Source organism: Actinomycetota bacterium (assembly GCA_040905475.1).
Classification (GTDB): Bacteria; Actinomycetota; AC-67; order AC-67; family AC-67; genus DATFGK01.
This window is the reverse complement of record JBBDRM010000129.1, coordinates 1-21632: the sequence shown is the minus strand read 5'-3', so window position 1 is coordinate 21632 and position 21632 is coordinate 1. Positions and strand designations below refer to the sequence as shown.

Genomic DNA, 21632 nt, shown 5'->3' with positions numbered 1-21632 from the left:
GTGCCGATGCCCCGGCCGACGATCGGCGGCATCGCGTTCACCTCCGATGCCTCGTTCTACTACTTCTGCCTCGCGACGGCGGCCGTGCTGTTCCTCGTCGTCGGCAACCTGGGACGCGCGTCGACCGGCCGAACCCTGCGCGCCCTCCAGGAGCGCGAGGTCGCCGCCGAAGCGCTCGGCGTCAACGTGATCCGGTATCGCATCGGCGCCTTCGTGCTGTCCATCATGATCGCGTCCACCGCGGGGGCGCTGTTCGCCGCCGCGAAGGAGAGCATCACGCCGGACTCCTTCCGGCTGGACCTGTCCTTCCAGATCCTCGCGGCTGCGGTCATCGGCGGCCTCCGCTCACCCGCCGGCGCCGTCATCGGCGGAGGCCTCGCCGCGCTGCTGCCAGAAGTGGTGCGGCTGGGGCCGCTGCAGATCTTCGAAGGCGAACGGCTCTTCCTTCTGTTCGGCATCGGCATGATCCTCGTCCTCTGGCGGCTGCCGCACGGTCTCGCCGGTGCGATCGGCGGCCGTCGCGAGCGTCGGGGCGCATCGAGCGCGGACGGGTCGCCGCCGCCCATCGACGTCTCCCTCGCCGGGCTGGCCGCGTCGACCGGCGGCGACGGTGAGCTGGCCGGCGCGGACATCACGAGGCGGATCTACGCAACGCGCCTCGACCGGCACGAAGCCCGGCCGGTCTTACGCGTCGAAGGCATCCGCGTGCGGTTCGGCGGCGTGCTCGCACTCGACGGCTGCAGCATCTCGGTCCCCGAGGGTGAGATCTGCGCGCTCATCGGACCCAACGGAGCCGGCAAGAGCACCCTGTTCAATTGCATCGACGGTCTCGTAACGCCTGAGGAAGGGCAAGTCTACCTCGGCGGGCTCGACGTAACCGATCTGCCCACCCACCGGCGTGCCGCGCTCGGGCTGGGGCGCACCTTTCAGACGGTCGAGGTCTTCCGCAGCATGAGCGTCGTCGAGAACCTCATGGTCGCCGGCCACCTCACGCGCCGCGCCGGCCCGCTCCACGAGGCGTTCGCACTCCCCACCGCGGCGCGGAGCGAACGGGCGCTCGAGGCCCGCGCCACGGGCATCCTCGCGACGCTCGGCATGGAGTCGATCGCCGACCGCAGACCCGGCGACCTGCCGCTCGGGCTGCTCCGCGTTCTCGAGGTCGGCATGGCGCTGGTCGCTCGTCCGCGGCTCCTCCTCGTCGACGAGCCGAGCGCAGGGCTGGACGCGCAGGAAACCGAGGCGCTCGCGACGTTGCTCGCGCGGGTTCGCTCGACGTACGGGCTCGCCGTCCTTCTCGTCGAGCACGACATGTCGTTCGTCGGCCGGCTCGCCGAGCACGTGTACGTCCTCGACTTCGGCCACATCATCGCGCAGGGAACCGTGGATCAGATCCGCCGCGATCCGCTCGTGCTCGCGAAATACCTTGGCGAGGAGACGCTCCACGAGGAAGACGACCTCGCGCCCGCGGCGAGGGCAGGGGGCCTCCGTGCTCGACGTTGACGGGGTCGACGTCTTCTACGGGCGCGTACAGGCGTTGCGGGGTGTCTCGTTGACCGTGGGCGCCGGCGAGATGGTCGCGCTCTTCGGCGCCAACGGCGCCGGGAAGACGACGACGCTGCGCGCGATATCCGGGCTGGTTCCGGCGGTCGCCGGCCGGATCACGTTCGAGGGTCGTTCGATCGCGCATCTGAAGGCAGAGGAGACGGCGGCGCTCGGGATCGCCCACATCCCGGAGGGACGCGGGGTGTTCCCCCGGCTCAGCGTGTGGCAGAACCTCAAGATGGGAGCCTACCTTCGCCGCCCCACGGCCTCGGCGCTGGCGGCGGGGATCGACGAGGTGCTCGACATCTTCCCCGTCCTGAAGGAACGGCTGCGGCAGCCGGCCGGGACGATGTCCGGAGGGGAGCAGCAGATGCTCGCGATCGCCCGGGCCCTGATCTCGAAACCGAAGCTCCTGATGCTCGACGAGCCCTCCCACGGCCTCGCGCCTATCATCGTTAAGGAGGTATTCGTCCTTTTGGACCGACTTCGCACGAGCGGGATGGCTCTTCTCATCGTTGAGCAATATGCGTCGGCGGCGCTGGCGGTGGCCGGACGGGCGTACGTGCTCGAACGGGGCCGCGTCGTCCTGGCCGGCGACGCCGAGACGCTGCGGAAGGACCGGGCCGGTTTGGCCGGGGCGTACCTGGGCACCTAGAGAGGAGCAAAGAACGGCGATGATCTCGAGCGCACGGCGGAGAAGTGCCTTGGCGGCGCCGCTCTTCGCCTTCGTGGTGCTCGTCGGCGGGCCGGGGTTGGTTCGCGCGCCCGTCGCCGCGGCTCAGGAGATCAACGCCATCGTCGAAGGGACGGCGACCGGGGCCGCCGCCTACATCCCAGCGATGGTCAACCCGAACCTCGATCTCTGGCCGGCGTTCACCGGGCAGAGCATCGACAGCGAGTCCTCTCACGGGATCGCCGCCGGCCTTTGGCCCGGGGCGATCGGGGACGCCTTCATCCAGTTCTACTCCTTCGCCAAGGAAGCCCGCATCGCGCTCGGAGTCGCCGAGAGCCTCTGGCCGGCGGACCCACACGAAGACGACGCGGCGACGTCGGACTTCGGCGCCTTGTGCGAAGCCGGCCGCCGCGACTTCCTGATGCCGTCGCCCGCGCCGGTCGTCTCCTTCCCCGACCTGCTGCTCGACACATGCCAGCTCTTCTGGGGACAGTTCGGCGGCGACTACCCGCTCCGCTACGCGGAGGGCCGCACGGCGAGCAAGTTCCTCCAGTCGTCCGGGGTCGCCGACCTCGCGCGCACGATCGAGCTCCCGCTCGTACAGGATCAGACGCTTGTGGTCGGGGCCGCGCACTCCGAGTCCTCGATAAAGACCGAGCGCCGGGGGTCGCGCGACGTGGTGGTGGCCGAGGCGTCGAGCGTCCTGAAGGACGTTCGCATCGGCCAGTCCCTGCACATCCAGACGATCATCTTCCGAGCGATGTCGTCGTCGGACGGGACGATCAAGCAAGCGAAGACCGAGCGCGAGGTCCGCATCGTCGGCGCGACGTTGAACGGGAGCCCGGTCGAGATCGGCGAAGCCGGAGTCGGCCAACTGCAGCTCGTGAACGGCGTCGAGCAGTACCGGAGCATGAACGAAACCCTCGCGAAGCAGGGCCTCCAGGTGCGCCTCATCCCCGGGACGGAAGCGGTACACGAGGACGGCGCGAAGTCGGAGGCCGACGCCGGTGTGCTCGCCGTCGAGATCATCCAGCCTCCGCTCCGGGACTCCGTCGCCGACGCGAACCCGCCGCAGCCGGTCGCCGACGCCCTCCGGCCGGCGCTCGACCCGTCGTGCGTCGCGTTCAACGAGCTGTATCCGGATCCGGTGAACGACCCGCCGCCCGAGGTCGACCTCGGAGAGAACCCGCTCTACCGTCCCGAGCCTGAGGCGTTCCCCTGGAACCAGCTCCCACCGCGGCTCGACGCCGTGGGAGCGGTTCCTCCCGCGCTGCCGGTCTGCGCGCCCGCCGAGCTCAACCGCAACGTCGTCGTGGGCGCCTCGATCGGGCGTGCAGTGACGTCGGCGCGCATCGTTCCTCTTCCGCCCCTGCCTCCGCCGCCGCCCGCGATCCCCGCGATCCCCGACAGGACGATCACCGAGACGGTGAACATCCCGGGATCCGGCGGGGGCCCGATCCCGGGGGTCGCCGCCCCGCCGCCTGCCGCGCTGGGCCCGGTGCCTGTTTCCGAGCTCACCGGCGACGTGGCCGGCAGGGTCAAAGCCATCTACGGAGGTTTGATCTTGATCCTCGCCGTCGTCGTCGGCGGTCGCAGCGGCTTCCGAAGCCTCGTCCGCACATGAGGGAGAGCAGATGATCGACGAACACGGATCGCAGCCGGACCTCCATCCCGTCGAGCCGGCCGCATCACGACACGCCGACAAGACCCGGCGCGACGACATCCCGACCGGCGGCAGGTTGCTCCTCGGATGGGTGCTCGTCCTGGCGTCGGTCATCCTCCTGGCGCTCGGCTGGTTCGGGGTCAGCGGCAATCCCCAGGTCGCCGTCCAGCTCGCCTACCTCGCGAGCGGCGGGCTCGGCGGATTGCTCGCCGGGATCATCGGAAGCGCCTTGTTGCTGTCGAACGACATCCGCCGAGACCGCGAGCGCTTGGGCCGGGTCGAGGGCGCCGTTCTCGAGCTACGCGAGATGCTCGTCGCCCAGTCCGACGTGTTGCGAGACATGCGGGTCCATCCCAACGGATCCGATCCGGCACGCGCCGGCGAAGAAGCCGGCGAGCTCGAGCAGGCGCCGGATCTTTCCGGGAGGTGACACGGCATTTGGGTCGAAACGGACATGGGGCGGACCGAAATCCCTCATGCGAGGGAAGGAAGGGTCCCGCCCGACCGCGAAGCGCGAGGGACGAGGGCACGGGCTCGTCCTACTTCCCGAGCTTTTCGCTGCTCGGAGAGTCACGGAGAAGGAGGTGCGGCGCAGGCGGGAGACGTGGCGTTGACGCTTCGACGGCCAGGGACCGACGGAAGGGGGAGATTCATGCTCGCGAGACCGATCAAGATCGTCCTCTCGATCGCGATACTTGGAGTCTTGGCCCTGCCATTCGGCGTTGCCGAGGGGCACGGAGCCTCCGCGTACGCGATGCAGGGGGGCGGCAACCTGACTCTCACCTCGGGCCCGGGCCTCGGCCTCACGGGTCCATCGACCACCAGCGTCTACACCTTCGCGACGCTTCCGATCGCCGGTTTCGGCGTGCTGGTCGGCCACCCGGTGGCGGCGATGTACAACTGCCCGTCGAGCGTGACGGTCACGGGTGTCGGGCTGAACATCAAGATCAACTGGACCTTCACGTGCAACCGCACCTCGGGAAGCGGACCCCAGAAGATCACCGGCAGCTTCGCAGGGAAGTACCCCATCTTCCGCGGGAAGTTCACCTCGTACATCAACGGCGTTCCCCACGGCACGGCCAAGTCGGTCTGCACCGGCGCCGTGGTCCCGACCTCGGTCCAAGGGGGGAAGATCAAGAGGATGACGTTCGCGGGACACTGCAACTCACCGTAAAGCGCATCCGCGACGAGACGTGGCGTTGTTCGAGGGGGGCGTCTGCCCCCCTCGAACCTTCACGGCGGAAGGCAACCCTTCGACCACCGTCCAACGTGAGGGAAGCCGCATGGCCCGACAGAAAGCGACCACGGTGATGAGCGTGCAGGGGCCGCTCGGCGGTTCGTCCTCGGACTCGCCAGGACGGAGTCGTCGACCGGCCCTACGCGCCTCCTTGGCCGCTGCCCTGTTGATGGCCGCGCTGGTGTGGAGCCCCCCGGCCGCCAGGGCCGCCGACGACGGCGTGGTGGTCGTCGGTCGTCTTCCCAGCTCCTTGGGAGCCACCACCGAGAACACGGATCGACAGCTGCAGATCGACGTTCCCGGAAGACGCCTGTTCGAGATCGGCCAGCCCTCCATCGGGACCACTGGGATGCGGATCCATGCCTTCGACCTGGACACCTTGGCTCCCGCGGGCAGTCTCGACATCCCCGACGCTCGCCCGTACACGAAGGGCGGCGGCGAGCGAGCCGTGATCGACGAACTGCATCACCGGTTGTTCGTCTTGTACGCCCAGAGCGCCGGCGCGCTCGATCCCGGAGTCGACTTCCTGCCCGGCGGCAAGCTGATCCTCTCGATCGCCGTTGTGGACACCGCACGCATGAGGTTGGTCGGCACGCGACCGCTCACCGACCTGCTCCCCTCGCCGGACGACGCCTCGGCCGTCTCGAACGGGTCCACCGGCGTCAAGGCGATCGGGTATGACGCGCCCGAGGACAAACTGTACGTCGTCACCGAGGAATCCTCCGCCCGCACCGCCGTGATCGTCCTCGATACGCACCTCGTGGTCCTCCACCAGCTCGAGGCCTCGCGGCTCACCGAGGGGGCGGCATCCCGGAACTGGAGCTACCCGGTCCCCCAGTGCGCTTCCGTGGTCGGCACGCAGGAGCAATCTGTCGTGCTCAGATCTGGCCCCTCGGTCTACATCCCCTGCCGCGCACCCAAGCTGGACCCGATCTCGGGGAAAGACCTCCGCGCCGACCCGAGCGGCATCGCTCGCGTGAACATCGGCGACGCGAGCTCTCAAACCGACATCGGAGACATCACCGTGGACTTCATCGCGTTCGGAGGGGACCTGACACCCGGTCCCATCGCGGTCGATCCGGTCGCCGAGCGCTTGATCTTCAGGAGCGACGGCGCCGACATCTCCGAAGCCGGGATCGTCATCTTCGACGCTCGCGCCTCCGCCTTCATCGGAAGGATCCCCACCCCTGCGGTTCAATCCATCGGCGTCGACGCGGCCCGCGGACGCCTGTACGGGATCGTTCAAATCGATGCCGGGACACCGGTTACCGCTCTCGTGGCTTCGTCCCGGGGCCTTACCATCGACCAGGGGCGCACGTATCCGTTGAAGCTCGACTCCGAACCCGATCGCAACGATCTCCCCCGGACGGTCGTAGATCCTCACCGGAAGCGGCTGTATTGGGAGCTCGGAGGAGCGAAGGGCGGGTACGCGGTGATCGAAGATCGAACCCCCTCGCCGCCGGGGGACGCCTCAGTCGATCCCGACGGCAACACGATCGACGTCGCCGAGGGACCGAACACCGATGTGAACTTCGCCGGCGGTGCGCGTGCCTACGGGAGCAGGGTCCGGTGGGTCAACGGCCTCGGCGGGCCGGTGAGGAACCTCGATCTGTTGCTTCCCGACCTCGAGACCATCCTCGCCTTCTACGCGAGCTTCGAGACCCGCGATCTGCAGTTCGGGAGAGTGGCCAACGCGACCCTGGGGAACAGCGAGACGTCGGCGCGCGCGATCGGCGCCGAGTTCGATCCCGCGACGGCGGCCGAGCTCGAAGAGATCGCCCGCAACCTCGGGCTCAGCCCGAGCCAGCCTCCACCGGAGGGCGAGCCTTCCGAAGACACCGACAACGTCATCGAGCAGACGCTCGGCCCGAAGGACGAGGCCCGGTGCGCGGACTTCAGCGGCGAGTCGGCGGCGGCGAAGTCGGACAACGCGACCGTCGCCTGCGATTTGAAAGAGACCACAGTCGCCGGCTCGTCCGAATACCGGCTGCGAACCCCGGTGGAGCTCGGGAACGGCCTCGTCGTGCACGTCGGGTTCGCGCGTTCCAACGTCTCGACGGTGCGGGACGCCAAGCGGGGCATCGTCTCTATCGCCGAGGCGGAGTCGCGGGACGTATTGCTCGAGATCCCCGGCGTCGTCACCGTCGACATCGGGCGCGTGTACACGCGCGCAGAGACCTACTCGCACGGCCGCCCGCACACGGCTGGCTCGACGCCCTTCAGGCGAGAGATCTCCGACGTAGTCATCCGTACGCCGGCCGGCTCGCAGCAGGTCTGCTCGGGACCCTGCTCCATCCCCACGCTCGCGACGACGCTGAACCGAGTGCTCGGCACCCGGATGCATGTCGAGTTCCCCAACTACGACGCGGCCCGCGCGAAGGGATCGCCGGGCGGCTACGAGGCGCTCGTCGTCCGCGACCCCTTCGAACAGGTGAACGATCAGTTCGTCAACGTGCAAGGCGACGACGCCGGTCTCGAGGTGCCGGGGATGCAGCTGACCGTCTTCGCCGACGGCCGCGTCAGCTCGCGCGTCGTCTTGTACCTCGCGGCGGTGTCGGCGGAATCCCACTACGGAATCTACCGCCTTCCGAGCGAGCTTCCGCTAGGCTCAACGCCACCGGTCGTGGGGATCCCCGGTGTGCGCGTTCCTTCGGTCGTCACCGCCCCGCCGTCGGGCGGGATCGTCCCGGGCCCGCTCGGCGAGCTGATCCGACGGACGGTGCGTAGTGTGACCTTCTTCCTCGCCTCGCCGGGCCAAGCCGCGCGCGCGTTCCTGTTCTGGGGGTTCCTCGCAAGCCCCTTGCTCCTCCTCCGACGGCGCCGCACGGCGGGCGCGAGGGCGCGTTTCCGTTGAACCCCGCAGGCTCCCGCGCAAGGCGTTGGCTGGGTCCGATCGCCGTAGTGGCGGCGCTCGTTACCGTCTCGACGGTCGCCGCGCGCACGACCACGCGCACGGTCCTCGTCGATCAGGCGGGACGCGCCGTCGCGACGCCGGGCACGCAAACGGGCGTCGGGCCGGGCACGCAAACGGGCGGCAACAACGCGGGCACGTCGGGCAACGGCTCGACGGCCGGCAGCACGTTCCAGTGCGGTGCGGGCCGAAACGGCGGGGCCACCGACGTCGGGGTAACGGCCGGCACCATCAAGCTCGGAGCGACCGTCGTCGAGTCCGGCGTCGGGCGTACGTTCCTCGCCGACGTCCGCCACGGGATGATCGCCGTCGTCAATCGTGTCAACGCCGCCGGCGGGATCTGCGGACGACGCCTCCAGCTGGTCCTGAAGGACGACGGCTGGGATCCGAACCGCGGATTCCAGTTCATCCAGAACCTCGTTGAGGACACCAAGGTGTTCGCCCTCGCCGTGGTGCCCTCGTCGGAAGGGTTGCGAGCCGCCGACCGCTACATCGAGGAGAAGCGGATCCCGGTCGTCGGCGCCGACGGGATGCTCATCCATCAGTACACGAACCCGTTCATCTGGCCGGTCGCGACGGCGACGATCAGCGCGATGCACATCATGGCGAAGAACGCCTACGATCGCGGCGCCCGGCGGTTCGGGATCGTGTACGAGACGAGCTACCGGTTCGGGATCGAGGGAGCCTACGCGTTCAACGCGAGCGTGAAGCGGCTGATGGGCGACGACATCCCCGGCTACGCGAACCCGCTGAACACCAAGCGGTGCGCGCAGCGCTTCTGCGGGATCGACGCGACCAAGCCCAACTACCTCTCCGAGCTTCAGGAGTTCAAGTCGTCCTGCGAGGAGGAGCCGAAGTGCGAGTACATCGTCTATCTCCTCGAGCCCGACACGGCGGCGAAATGGATGGCGCAGGGAGCCCCGACGGTGTTCGACGTCACCGACGGCGGACAGCTCCCGGGAGGGATCGGCGCGCCGCAGCCACTCTTCAACCGCACCTTCGGGGTCAACTGCGGGCAGAAGTGCCACGACATGTGGGTGTGGACCGGCTACTCGCCGGCGATCCAGCCGTTCACCAACCAGCCCGACGTCGCCGCGTACGTGAACGAGCTCCGGCAGACCAACTCCCGCGCGGATCCCAACAACTCGTTCGTCGAAGGCGGCTACCTCGGGATGAAGCTCCTCGTCGAGGCGCTCCGGGCTCTCGGGCCGAACGTCACCCGCGCCGGCCTCGCGCAGACCCTCGATCGCATGAGCTTGAAGACCGGCCTCTCCCGCCCCCTGCGGTGGGCGCCGGGCTCGCACCTCGCCAACCAGTGCATGATGGGCTTCTCGATCCAGTCCAAGCCCTCGTTCGCCGGCTGGCGCCAAGAGACGGACTGGATCTGCGACCCCTGGGCCGGCCTAGACATCGTCGAGTGACGGCCTGACGATGCCGGAACCGCTCGTCTTCCTGATCCTCAGCCTGCCGCTCGTCGCCGCGTACGCCATGTACGCGACCGGGATCGTGCTGATCTACCAGTCGTCACGCGTCTTGAACCTCGCACACGGCGCGATGGCCACCCTGCCCGCGTTCTTCATGTACGCGATGGTGACGTCCCTGCACCTTCCGGTGGGCCTCGCCGTGGCGCTCGGCATCCTGTCGGGAGCGCTGCTCGGCCTCCTGGTGGAGCGGGTTTTCGTGCGACGCCTCCGCTCGATCTCCTCCACCGCACAGACCGTGGGGACCGTGGCGGCGTTCGGCCTGTTGATCGCGCTCGCCGCCCGGATCTGGGGGACCGGCGGGCTCCGCGCGCCGCTCGTCTTCCCCGAGGGTCACCTCAACGTCGGGGCTTCCGAGCTTCAGATCGGCCAGATCGGCCTCATCGCCGTGGCCGGCGTGGTGACCGTGGTCTTCACGCTGCTCCTCCGTCGAACGTGGATCGGGCTGGCGATGCGGGGCGCCGCCTCGAACCGCCGCGCCGCTTCGCTCATGGGGATCGATCCCGATCGGACGACGACGGCGGCTTGGTCGATCGCCGGCGCGCAGGCGGCGCTCGCCGGGATCCTGCTCGCGGCGGTGACGAGCCTGCATCCGTACTCGCTGTCGCTGTCGGTGCTGCCGGCCTTCGTCGCCGCGCTGATCGGCGGGCTGGCCAGCGTGCCCGGCGCACTCGCCGGATCGGCGATCGTCGGACTCCTCGTCGGATTCGTCCCGCTGCTCGGCCGCCAGCCGGTGATCGGCGTGGTCCTCGGACAGGTCGGTGGGGTCGAGCTCGCTCTCACGATCGCGGCGATGCTGGTGATGGCGCTCCGAGGCTCACGGCTGGTTGCAACCGACGTTCGCGGGATCTCCTCGTCGGGCGGAGGCGCGGCCTCGAAGCCGACGCGCCCCAAGGTGCGCCGGCCCGGTCTGACCGTGCTCGCCGTCGTCGCCCTGGCCGGGTGGGTGTGGATCCCCGGCGTGCCGTTCTCGGTGCTGGGGGATGCGAATCTGGCGCTGCTGTACACGCTGGTCGCCGTGTCGCTCGTCGTGCTGACCGGGTGGGTCGGTCAGATCTCCCTGTCGCAGGCGGCCTTCGTCGGGGTCGGCGCGTACGGCACCACGCTCGTCGCGCGTCGTCTCGGCGTCCCGTTCCCGCTCACCATCGTGGTCGGCGCCGCGTTCGGCGCGGGCGTGGCGGCCGCGCTCGGCGTCGTCGCGCTCCGGGTGCGCGGGCTCTACCTGGCAGTTGCGACGCTCATCTTCGGGTGGATGGCCGACGCCTACCTGTTCAGCGCACCATGGCTCACCGGCGCCGGAGGAAGCGTGACGCTCGAGTCGGATCCGATCGGAGCGGAAGGCGTCGTTCCGCGGATCGACGTCACCGAACGCCGCACCTTCTACTTCATCGCGCTCGCGGCGGCCGCGCTGGCGATCGTCGCGGTCACGAACCTGCGAAGGTCCAAGACGGGCCGAGCCTTCTTCGCCGTTCGCGGCTCCGAGGTCGCCGCGGCCTCGCTCGGCATCGACGTGACGCGCACCAAACTCGTAGCGTTCGCGCTCTCGGGCGCGATCGCCGGCGTCGCCGGGACGCTGATCGTGTCGCACCAACAGACCGTCGTTCCGGCGCAGTTCGCGTTCACGTTCTCGCTCCTGTACCTGTCGATCGCGGTCGTCGGCGGGTTGCAAAGCGTCGGCGGCGCGATCGGAGCTGCGATCGTGTTCGCCGGCCTCAACGAGCTCTTCTTCCGCGTCGAAGCGTTGCGGGGGTGGCTCGACGTGGTGTCGGCGGCGCTGCTCGCCGGGGTGATCCTGTTCTATCCGGGCGGGTTCTCGGCGCTCCGCGTCGTGTTCGCGGACATCCCCGCGCGGTTCCTCGCCCGGCTCGCGAGACGAGCCCCCGCGCTCGTTTCCCGTCCCGGCCGGCCCTCGCCGTTCGCGCGCCTGGCCCGCGAAGTGCGCGGGCTGGGCGGCGAGTTCGTCGCCGCGGGAGCCGAGATCCGCCGCGCCGGGCGCTGGCTCGCTGCGCTCCCGCCGGTGCGGGGCGTAGCGCGCGCGCTCACGCCGCGCCGCCGGAAGGGCCCGGTCCTCCCGGTTCAGGGAGGAGCGAGCGACGCCGTGCGCGACGCGCTCGCCGGCCTCCGGGTCGATGGGGCGTCCCCAGAAGCTGCCGGGCTGGCGCTTCGTCGAGAGCGCTCCGACCGAGCCGTCGTTCTCGCGGCGGATGGGATCGGCGTCCGTTTCGGGGGGCTCCTCGCGCTCGAAGACGCCTCGCTGGAAGTCCGAGAAGGCGAGATCGTCGGCCTCATCGGCCCCAACGGCGCCGGGAAGACCACCATGTTCAACGCGATCGCCGGGCTCGTCGTTCCCTCGTCCGGGAGGGTCCTGTTCGAAGGTCAGGACGTGACGGGGATGTCGGTGCACGAGCGCGCGGGGAGGGGCATCGGCCGGACGTTCCAGACGATCCAACTGTCTGCCGAGCTGTCGGTGTCGGAGAACCTGCTCATCGCGAGCCATCTCCGGAACGGCTCGGGCGTCCTCTCCAACATTGTCGTGACCGCCGCCTCGGCCGCGGCGGAGCGGGCGGCTCACGATCGGGTCGATCGCGTGGTGCGCCTCCTGGAGCTCGAGGACGTTCGCGATCGGCCGGCCGGCGACCTGCCTTTCGGCACGCTCCGCCTCGTCGAGCTGGGGCGCGCGCTCGTGACGGGAGCGCCGATGATCATGCTGGATGAGCCGGCATCCGGGCTGGACGTGAGCGAGACCCACGACTTCGAGGCCTTGCTTCGTTCGCTCCGCGACCGCCTGGGACTCACGATGCTGTTGATCGAGCACGACGTTCGGCTGGTCATGTCGATCACCGACCACGTGTACGTGCTCGATCAAGGCCGCATGATCGCCGACGGCACACCGGCGGAGATCCGACGCAACGAGGCAGTCGTCAAGGCGTATCTCGGCGAGACGCACGCCGGCGAGCGCGAGACGGCGGGGGTGCGGTAACCGGCCACGACCCGGATCGAGGCGCGCGGCTGGGTCCACCACGGCGATCCCCCGCGCGGGGGACCCGGATTCACTCGACGAACCCCCGGATACGGGGATTCGGCTCGACCGAGCGCCGGCCTAGCCTTGCGGTGAGATGCCGGCCTCCGAGCGCATCCTGGTGGGCGGGCCGTTCTTCGACGACCTGAAGGTCGGTCAGGTCTTCGAGGACGCGCCGGCTATGACGTTGACCGCCGGCCATGCCGCGGTCTACCAGGCCGTGACCGGCGACCGGATGCGCCTCCCGCTCGACGCGGAGCTCTGCGCGGCGGTGACGGGACGCCCCGAACCGCTGGCGCATCCGATGCTCGTCTGCAACCTCGCGATCGGGCAGTCGACGATTGTGTCGCAACGGGTGCTCGGGAACCTGTTCTACAAGGGGCTCGTCCTCCTGCGCCCCGTCTTCCTCGGAGACACGCTGCGCACCCGAACAGAAGTGGTGGGACTGCGACAGAACAAGCCGCGCGAGGGACGTCCCGCGACCGGCATGGCCGCGCTGCGGGTCACGACGGAGAACCAGCGCGGCGAGAAGGTGCTCGATTTCTGGCGCTGCCCGATGCTGCCGCTCGGCGATCCCCAGGGGAGCACCGGCCACGCAGACCGGCTCGAGGACGTCGCGCCGGATCTCGACCTCGATGCCGTGCGACCGGCCGTTCCGGCGTGGAGACTCGACGCGTTCCGAGAGCGCGCGGGCTCGGCCGGGCCGCCTTTCGGGGACGTCCCCGTCGGAACCACCTACGCAGTCGAAGCCCGCGACACCGTCACGGCCGCGACCGAGCTGGTGCGGATGACCCTCAACGTCGCGATGACCCACACCGACCCGGGTGCGGGGGCGCACGGTCGCCGGCTCGTGTACGGCGGTCAGACGATCTCGATCGCGTGCGCTCAGATGCTGCGAGCCCTTCCGGGCATCGTGTCGATCGTCGCATGGCGATCGTGCGAGCACACCGGTCCGGTGTTCGAGGGTGATGTGCTGCGCTCGGAAGTGACCGTCGAGGACGCGTGGCCGCTAGACGACGGCGGCCTGATCGATCTTCGCGCGCAGGTCTGGGCGTCACGCTCGGAGACCACCATCGAGGAACCGGTGCTCGACTGGCGATCCGTGGCGCTGAGCGCATGATCCGGGAAGGAGCGATGTGAACGGCATCTTGGATGGGATGCGGGTCGTCGAGGGATCGGCCTTCGTCGCGGCTCCCCTCGGCGGGATGACCCTCGCACAGCTCGGCGCCGACGTGATCCGCTTCGACCCGATCGGCGGCGGCCTCGACGCGACCCGCTGGCCGGTTACGAAGGACGGCAAGAGCCTGTTCTGGGCCGGACTCAACAAGGGGAAGCGCTCGATCGCGGTCGACATGCGCTCACCGAAGGGGCGCGAGCTCCTCACCTCGCTCGTGACCGAACCCGGCCCGACCGCAGGCTTGTTCCTCACCAATTTCCCGGCCCAGGGCTGGCTCGACTACGGGAAGCTCGTCGAGCGCCGGCGAGATCTCGTCATGGTCAACATCGTCGGCAGCCACGACGGCTCCTCCGAGGTCGACTACACCGTCAACCCCGCCACCGGATTCCCCTGGGCGACGGGCCCGATGAATCTCGGCGTGCCGTTCAACCACCTCCTGCCGGCTTGGGACGCGATCACCGGGACGATGGCGGCCGTCGGGCTCCTCGCCGCCGAGCGGCGGCGGCGCCAGACCGGTGACGGTTCCTACGTGCGACTGCCGCTCACCGACGTAGCGTTCGCGATGGTCGCACACCTGGGCAAGGTCGCCGAGGTCCAGATCAACGGCACGGAGCGCCCGAAGTACGGCAACTACCTGTACGGCGCGTTCGGCCGCGACTTCCTGACCAAGGACGGCCGGCGGCTGATGATCGTCGCGCTCACGCTCAAGCAGTGGCGGGCGCTCGGTGAAGCGACGGAGCTGCAGGACGCCTTCGCCACGATCTCCAAGCTCCTCGACGTCGACCTCGACCTCGAGGGCGATCGCTTCACCGCTCGGGAGGTCATCGCCGCGGTGGTCAAGCCGTGGACCACCGCGCGCACGCTCGAAGAGATCCGCGCCGTCTTCGACGCGCACGGCGTCTGCTGGGGTCCGTACCAGAGCTTCACCGAGCTGGTCTCCTCTGACCCGCGATGCTCGACGGCGAACCCGCTGTGGAGGGAGGTGGAGCAACCTGGGATCGGGACCTACAAGATGCCGGCCTCGCCGCTGGACTTCTCGAGCCTCCCACGACTGCCGGCGCGCCCCGCGCCGCTCCTCGGGGAGCACACCGACGAGATCCTTGCGGCCGTGCTCGGCCTCTCCGGAGCCGAGATCGGCCGGCTCCACGACGAACGCGTCGTCGCCGGCCCCGACGGGTAAGCCGCCGCGCCCCGGGCCACCGGGTGGAACGGCATCCCCCTGGGGGCGGAGGCGAGAACACCCCGCGGAACACTCCCTCAGGGGGACGACATCGGTCCTCAGCGCGACCTACGGTGCTCCCGAGCCGAAGGGAGGGGCGAGGATGCGGCGCGGCGACCTCATGGCCGGGCGGCCCCCGGCCGCCACCACCGGGCCCGCCGAGCCTCGTCGCCGGCCGGTGATGCTCGCGATCGCCGGAGACAGCGCGGCAGGGAAGACGACGCTCACCGCCGGGATCGTGGCCATCTTGGGCCCCGAGCGAGTGACCACGGTGTGCGCGGACGATTACCACAGGCTCGACCGCGCCGAACGCTCCGCGCTCGGGATCACGCCGCTGCATCCCACCTGCAATCACATCGACATCATCGAGCAGCACCTCGAGCTGCTGGCCGCCTCGCAGCCGATCTTGAAGCCGGTCTACAACCACGCCGGCGGAACCTTCGATCCTCCGCAGTACGTGGCCCCCCGGGACTTCGTCGTCGTCGAAGGTCTGCTTCCCCTGTACTCGAGGCGGATGCGGCAATGCTTCGACGCGACGGTGTACCTGGATCCGCCGGAGGAACTCCGGCGCCACTGGAAGGTCGTGCGCGACTGCGCCAAGCGCGGGTACCGGCCGGAGCAGGTCCTCGCCGAGATCGAGCGGCGGGAGCCCGACGCGGCGTCGTTCATTCGGCCCCAGCGGGCCCGCGCCGACATCGTCGTTCGCTTCGAGCGGCCCTCGTGCGCCGGGAACGGCGACTCCGCGCACCTCGACGTGAGGCTCGTCCTCAGGCCGACGCTGCCTCATCCGGACCTTTCGGCTTTCGGATCCACGGTCGCAGGACCGATCCGGGTCCGCCTCGGACGCGACGACGGCAAGCCCGCCGACCTCCTGGAGATCGACGGCGACGTCCCCGACGGGACGGCCGCGGGCCTCGAAGCCACCATGTGGGAGCGCATGAGCCTCGCCGCCGACCTTGGCGGGAACGTCGTCGGCGCGTACGGCGAAGGCCTGGAATCCAGACGCAGCCATCCGCTGGCTCTCACGCAGCTGCTGCTCGTGTACCACCTCGTCGCGGCGCGGGTGACCGCGTGAGCCTCGCAGCCTCCGGCAAGATCGCATCCCGCATGCACCTCGCGCTCGACGCGAGCAACCTCCTCGAAGCCGGTGGGATCGCCGTCCGGGTCGTCGGCATGTCCAGCCGGGAGCTGTTCGGCGAGCAGCCCTCCGCCTTTCGCGACGACGTGCTTCCGCCGGCTCTCGGGGCGCGGCTCGCGATCGAGGCGGCATCGCCCATGGGGTGGGAGCGTTGGGTCGGCGATCACGGTGCCATGGTCGGGATCGATCGCTTCGGAGCCTCCGCGCCCGGCCCGGTGGTCTACGAGCGACTCGGCTTCACGCCGGACGAGGTCGCGCGAAGGGCCAGAGCCGTGCCGGCCCGGCGCCGGCCCGCGGGATCGCCGTGACCACGCGCGTCGCCGTCAACGGCTTCGGGCGCATCGGGCGGCAGATCCTCCGAAGGATCCTGTCGGGTCCGCCCGGCGTCGATCCCATCGCGATCAACAGTCTCCGCGGGTCCCCGGAAGTGCTCGCGCACCTGCTGACCTACGACACCGTGTTCGGGCGATGGCCCGGCGAAGTTTCCTCGGACTCGACTTCGCTCATCGTGGACGGGCGGCGGATCTGGGTGCTGCATGTGGCCGATCCTTCCGAGCTGCCGTGGGCGGCGCTCGAGATCGACGTCGTGGCCGAAGCCACCGGCGCCTTCGCCGACCGCTCCTCGGCGGCCCTTCATCTGAAGGCCGGCGCACGGAAGGTGGTCGTCACCTCGCTTGCGAGAGATGCGGACATCACCGTGGTCGTCGGCGTGAACGACGACCGCTTCGATCCGGCGATTCATTCGGTGGTTTCGGGCGCATCCTGCACGACGAACTGCCTCGCCCCGATGGCGATGGTCCTGCACCAGCGGTTCGGGATCGTCGGCGGCCTGATGACGACGATCCACGCCTACACGCGCGATCAGGAGCTCATCGACGGGATCCACCACGACCTCCGCCGCGCGCGAGCGGCGGCTCACAACATCGTGCCGACCAAGACCGGGGCCGCCCGCGCGATCCGGGACGTGTTGCCCGAGCTCACCGGGAAGTTCGTCGGCATCGCCGTCCGCGTGCCGATCCCCGACGTCAGCCTGGTCGACCTTTCGGTCACGCTCGAGCAACCCGCCACTACCGAGGACATCAACGACTCGTTCCGCATGGCGGCGTCGTGCCCGCGGCTGACAGCGATCATCGGCATCAGCGACGAACCATTGGTGTCGTCGGATTTCCTGGGCGACACCCGATCGTGCGTGATCGACGCCGCTTCCACGCGCGGAGGCCCCGCGAACCAGTTCAAGGTGCTCGCGTGGTACGACAACGAGGCCGCCTACGCCGCGAGGATGGTCGACCTGATGGGCATCATCGCAGCCGAGCCGGCGCGAGACCTAGCCCCACTTGCAGCTTTTAAGCGATCCTCTTAAGCTTTCTCCTAAGTGACTCTGGGCCAGCTGAGAAGTTTCCTTGCCGTCGCACGGTTCGGATCCGTCCGGCGCGCCGCCGCCGCGCTCTTCGTCACCGAGCCGTCCGTGTCGGCGTCCGTCGGTGCGCTCGAGCGCGAGCTCGATGTCGAGCTGCTCGAGCGTCAAGGACGGGGCGTGCGCTTGACGACCGCCGGCGAGGAGCTCGCCCGTCACGCGCGCGAGGCGCTCGCGCTCCTCGACCGGGGAGCCGACGCAGCTCGGGAAGCCGCCCGTCCCGGAACGGGCAGACTGCGCCTGGTCGCCGTGACGACCGCGGGCGAGCACGTCGTGCCGGCGCTCCTGCGCGGGTTCGCAGGGCGGTCCCCGGGGATCCAGCCCGTGCTCGAAGTCGGGAACAGGGCTCTGGTCATCGATCGCCTCGAGGCGCGGGAGGCAGACCTGGGCATCGGCGGGCGGCCTCCTGCCGGGCGAGGGATCGCCGGGGAGCCGTTCGCCCCGAACGAGCTCGTGCTGGCCGCGGCGGCCGGGCACCCGCTCGCGGCGTCTCGTCGCATCTCCCCTTCCGCGCTATCGTCGGAGACCTGGCTGGTACGCGAGCCGGGCTCCGGGACGCGCACGACGTCGGAGGAATACTGGGCATCGGCGGGCATCGAGCCGGGAGCGATCCTCACGCTGGGGAGCAACGGGGCGGTCAAGCAGGCCGCCGCGTTGGGGCTCGGCATCACGCTGATCTCGGAGGAGTCTGTCGGCGTGGAGATCCGCGCCGGGATGCTCCGCACGCTCCCGGTCGCCGGCCTTCCCATCCGTCGCGCCTGGCACGTGCTCCACCCGGCACGCGGCGAGCTATCGGCTTCGGCGTCGGCGTTCCTCCGGTTCGTGCGATCGCCCGCTGCGAAGCGCGCGCTGCGCAGCGCCCGAGCGTACTAGCGAAGGTCTCCGTTCCTCACCAGTTCCCAGGCAAGGCGCACCGAGAAGCGCTGACGGCGGCCCCCCGCTTCCTGACGCTCGAGCCGGAACTCCGGCTCTCGCGCCGGTCGCTGCACGATGAAGGACAGCGCCGTCGTCTGCCGGCCGAGCGAGGGATCGAACGCCCCGACACGAACGTAGCGGTTGGGGAAGGCTCGCAGGCAGCCATTCAGAGCTGCCATCACGTCGTCGACCTCGGCGAGGTCGAACATCGGCAGCCCCCACATCTCCCAGTACACGTTCCTCGGGTGCGGATCGTCCGTGGATTCGATCCCGACGGCCCAGCCGTTGCGCACGGCATAGGAGATCTGCGCGCGGATCTCATCGTCGTTCGGGTCGGGCAGGTACGAGAACGTGCCTTGCGTGAGTCTCATCACGCCTCCCTCACACCGGAACCGGTGCGATGTCTGGAGCGTCCGTCGCCGCGTAGTCGAAGCGGACTCCTCCCCAGGTCTCGAGCGCCGCCGCCAGCTCCGACGACCGCCCGGCCGCGGCGCGAAGCACCTCGGGGCCTTCGCGAAGCAGGTCCCGGCCCTCGTTGCGCGCTTTGATGATCGACTCGAGCGCGACGCGGTTCGCCGTCGCGCCGGCCGCGATGCCCATCGGGTGCCCCACCGTCCCGCCGCCGAACTGCAGGACCACGTCCTCGCCGAGGTGATGCACCAGCTCGTGCATCTGGCCGGCGTGGATCCCACCGGACGCGACCGGCATCACCCCGGGCAGCGACGCCCATGGCTGGTCGAAGTAGAGCCCGAGGGAACGGTCTTCGGATACCGATGCGTCGCGCAGCGTCTGGTAGTAGCCCCGGATCATGTTCGGATCGCCTTCGAGTTTGCCGACCACGGTGCCGGCATGCAGATGATCGACGCCGAGCATCCGGCACCATTTCGCGATGACGCGGAAGCTCACGCCGTGGCTGCGCTGCCGTGTGTAGGTCGCGTGTCCCGCACGGTGCAGGTGGAGCAGAACGCCGTTGCGGCGTGCCCACTTCGACATCGACTGGAGCGCGGTGAATCCCACCGTGAGGTCGATCATCACGATCACGCTGCCGAGCTCCCGGGCGAACTCCGCTCGCTCGTAGATGTCTTCCATCGTCGCGGCCGTGACGTTGAGATAGTGGCCCTTGATCTCTCCGGTCCGCTCCGTGGCGCGGAGGACGCCTTCCATCGCGAACAGGTACCGGTCGCGCCAGCGCATGAACGGCTGGCTGTTGATGTTCTCGTCGTCCTTGGTGAAGTCGAGCCCACCGCGGAGCGCCTCGTAGACCACCCGCCCGTAGTTCCGCGCGGACAGCCCGAGTTTGGGCTTGACGGTGGCCCCGAGCAGCGGGCGCCCGTACTTGTTCAAGTACTCGCGCTCAACGACGATCCCGTGCGGCGCGCCGGCGAAGGTCTTCAGGTAGTGGGGAGAGATGCGAAGATCCTCGAGTCGCAACGCACGCAGAGCCTTGAACCCGAAGACGTTGCCGATGATCGACGAGGTCATGTTCGCGATCGACCCCTCTTCGAACAGATCGAGGTCGTAGGCGATGAACGCGATGTACTCCTCGTCGGAGCCGGGCACGGGCTCCACGCGGTAGCACTTGGCCCGGTAGTGATCGTGAGCGGTCAGTCGGTCCGTCCACACCACGGTCCAGGTCGCGGTGGAGGATTCTCCGGCCACGGCCGCGCCGGCCTCCTCGCGGCTCACGCCGGGCTGGGGTGTCAGCCGGAACGCTGCCAGGATGTCCGAGTCCGACGGGACGTAGGAGGGGTCGTAGTACCCCATCTCGGTGTAGGGCAGCACCCCGGCCGACCAACGGCGGGTTTCGGCGGTTGCGGTCATCGGATCCCTCCCGGTTGCCAGTCGGGACCAGTGATACCCCTCCGAGCGTGAAGCGTCTATTGAAAGTTCTCTCGCGAGTGTTAGAGAACTGCCTAATCATCGAGGGCCGTGATGTCGCGACCCCCGAGCGCGCGTCCTTGCATATTCGCTTCTGCGAATATCATAATGTCGCTTCCGCGCGCGAGCGGGTTCGAGGGGGCGGCTGGTGACGACCTTTGGGTTCGCCATCGATCACCGTGCATGCATCGGCTGTCACGCCTGCACGGTGGCGTGCAAGATGGAGAACGACGTTCCCCTGGGCGTGTTCCGCACCTGGGTGAAGTACATCGAGAAAGGCGAGTTCCCCACCAGCCGCCGCTACTTCTCGGTCCTGCGATGCAACCACTGTACCGACGCGCCGTGCATCTCGATCTGCCCGACGAACGCCCTCTACAAGCGCGAAAACGGCATCGTCGACTTCGACTCCGGAAGCTGCATCGGGTGCAAGTCGTGCATGCAGGCGTGCCCCTACGACGCGCTCTACATCGAGCCCGAGACGCACACCGCGGCCAAGTGCAACTTCTGTGCCCATCGGATCGAGGTCGGCTTGGAGCCGGCGTGCGTCATCGTCTGCCCCACCCACGCCATCGTCGCGGGAGATCTCGACGATCCCGCGTCGGAGATCGCTCGGATGATCGCCACCCAGGAGACGCAGGTTCGGGCTCCCGAGAAGGGGACCGGCCCCAACGTCTTCTACCTCGGGGCCGATGAAGCCGCACTCGACCCGACCTTGACCTCGCAACCCGACGACTACATGTGGTCCGAAACCGGGCTGCTCGACGGTCAACTGCAACCTCGGCTGAACGAGGCGGACTCACGAGCGAAAACGACCTACGACGTCGAGCACCCGATCCTGTGGGGCTGGAAGGTCTCCGCGTACCTGTGGACCAAGTCGGTGGCTGGCGGGGCGCTACTGATCGCGATCGCGGCGCTGTTCGCGGGGCACACCGACCGATGGCTGCTCCGCGGGTTCGCGCCGGTCCTCGCCGGAGCGATGACCGCGGTCACGGGATTCTTGCTGGTCTGGGACCTGAAGCGTCCCGAGCGTTTCCTGTACATCATCTTCCGCTCGAACTTCAGCTCATGGCTCGTACGCGGCGCCTACGTGCTCGCCATCCACGCGGCCATCTCCGGAACGTGGTTCCTCTCCTACATGTTCGACGCCGACGGGGTGATCGACGTATTGCGGTGGCCGGGCATCCCGGTCGCGGCGATGGTGGCCGCCTACACCGCGTTCCTGTTCGGCCAGGCCAAGGGCCGCGACCTGTGGCTCTCGCCGATGCTGGCCGTCGTGCTGGTCGCGCAGGCCGCCGCAGCGGGAGCCGCGGCTCTCGGGATCGTGGCCGTGGCGCGCGACGCCGACGACGGGCTCCAGCGCTTCCT

Annotated in this window: 17 protein-coding genes; 15 read left to right on the top strand and 2 right to left on the bottom strand. The window is 69.3% G+C overall.

Features of this window, described 5'->3' with window-relative positions; translation table 11 throughout:
- From WEB06_15390 to WEB06_15325, 14 genes are all read left to right on the top strand, one after another.
- On the top strand, nt 1-1500 hold a 1500-nt coding region (locus WEB06_15390), incomplete at its 5' end, for a branched-chain amino acid ABC transporter ATP-binding protein/permease (protein MEX2556995.1).
- Nucleotides 1487-2197: an ABC transporter ATP-binding protein gene (locus WEB06_15385; GenBank protein MEX2556994.1), complete on the top strand. Its 711-nt coding sequence runs from the start codon at nt 1487-1489 to the stop codon at nt 2195-2197. The genes WEB06_15390 and WEB06_15385, both read left to right, overlap by 14 nt.
- Before the next feature lie 49 nt (nt 2198-2246).
- Entirely contained in the window at nt 2247-3839 is a 1593-nt protein-coding gene (locus tag WEB06_15380; protein ID MEX2556993.1) for a hypothetical protein, read from the top strand.
- A gap of 10 nt (nt 3840-3849) precedes the next feature.
- Nucleotides 3850-4308: a hypothetical protein gene (locus tag WEB06_15375; GenBank protein ID MEX2556992.1), complete on the top strand. Its 459-nt coding sequence runs from the start codon at nt 3850-3852 to the stop codon at nt 4306-4308.
- A 222-nt stretch (nt 4309-4530) separates the two neighbouring features.
- Entirely contained in the window at nt 4531-5052 is a 522-nt protein-coding gene (locus WEB06_15370; GenBank protein MEX2556991.1) for a hypothetical protein, read from the top strand.
- Between the two features lie 109 nt (nt 5053-5161).
- On the top strand, nt 5162-7969 hold the full coding sequence (locus tag WEB06_15365) for a hypothetical protein (protein ID MEX2556990.1): 2808 nt from the start codon (nt 5162-5164) through the stop codon (nt 7967-7969).
- Nucleotides 7970-8016: 47 nt separating this feature from the next.
- Nucleotides 8017-9447: an ABC transporter substrate-binding protein gene (locus WEB06_15360; protein ID MEX2556989.1), complete on the top strand. Its 1431-nt coding sequence runs from the start codon at nt 8017-8019 to the stop codon at nt 9445-9447.
- 10 nt (nt 9448-9457) lie between these two features.
- Nucleotides 9458-12487, top strand: a complete 3030-nt coding sequence (locus tag WEB06_15355) for a branched-chain amino acid ABC transporter permease/ATP-binding protein (protein ID MEX2556988.1) — start codon at nt 9458-9460, stop codon at nt 12485-12487.
- 136 nt (nt 12488-12623) lie between these two features.
- The gene (locus WEB06_15350; protein ID MEX2556987.1) at nt 12624-13646 is read left to right on the top strand and encodes a MaoC family dehydratase; all 1023 of its coding nucleotides are present in this window, start codon (nt 12624-12626) and stop codon (nt 13644-13646) included.
- Between the two features lie 16 nt (nt 13647-13662).
- The gene (locus WEB06_15345; protein MEX2556986.1) at nt 13663-14883 is read left to right on the top strand and encodes a CoA transferase; all 1221 of its coding nucleotides are present in this window, start codon (nt 13663-13665) and stop codon (nt 14881-14883) included.
- A gap of 142 nt (nt 14884-15025) precedes the next feature.
- Nucleotides 15026-15997 carry a phosphoribulokinase gene (locus WEB06_15340; protein MEX2556985.1) on the top strand — a complete coding sequence of 324 codons (972 nt, stop codon included), beginning with the start codon at nt 15026-15028 and terminating at the stop codon, nt 15995-15997.
- On the top strand, nt 15994-16368 hold the full coding sequence (locus tag WEB06_15335; protein MEX2556984.1) for a hypothetical protein: 375 nt from the start codon (nt 15994-15996) through the stop codon (nt 16366-16368). The genes WEB06_15340 and WEB06_15335 overlap by 4 nt, the downstream gene beginning before the upstream one ends.
- Nucleotides 16365-17420, top strand: a complete 1056-nt coding sequence (gap, locus tag WEB06_15330) for a type I glyceraldehyde-3-phosphate dehydrogenase (protein ID MEX2556983.1) — start codon at nt 16365-16367, stop codon at nt 17418-17420. Before WEB06_15335 ends, gap begins: the two co-directional genes overlap by 4 nt.
- Before the next feature lie 12 nt (nt 17421-17432).
- Nucleotides 17433-18347, top strand: coding sequence for a LysR family transcriptional regulator (locus tag WEB06_15325; GenBank protein MEX2556982.1), 915 nt, complete (start codon nt 17433-17435; stop codon nt 18345-18347).
- Here WEB06_15325 and WEB06_15320 read toward each other — a convergent pair.
- Nucleotides 18344-18760: a ribulose bisphosphate carboxylase small subunit gene (locus WEB06_15320; protein MEX2556981.1), complete on the bottom strand. Its 417-nt coding sequence runs from the start codon at nt 18758-18760 to the stop codon at nt 18344-18346. The genes WEB06_15325 and WEB06_15320 overlap by 4 nt on opposite strands.
- 10 nt (nt 18761-18770) lie before the next feature.
- On the bottom strand, nt 18771-20210 hold the full coding sequence (locus WEB06_15315; GenBank protein ID MEX2556980.1) for a form I ribulose bisphosphate carboxylase large subunit: 1440 nt from the start codon (nt 20208-20210) through the stop codon (nt 18771-18773).
- Between the two features lie 205 nt (nt 20211-20415).
- Between WEB06_15315 and WEB06_15310 the strand changes: the two genes are divergently transcribed.
- The coding region (locus tag WEB06_15310; protein MEX2556979.1) for a 4Fe-4S dicluster domain-containing protein at nt 20416-21632 on the top strand (1217 nt) is incomplete at its 3' end.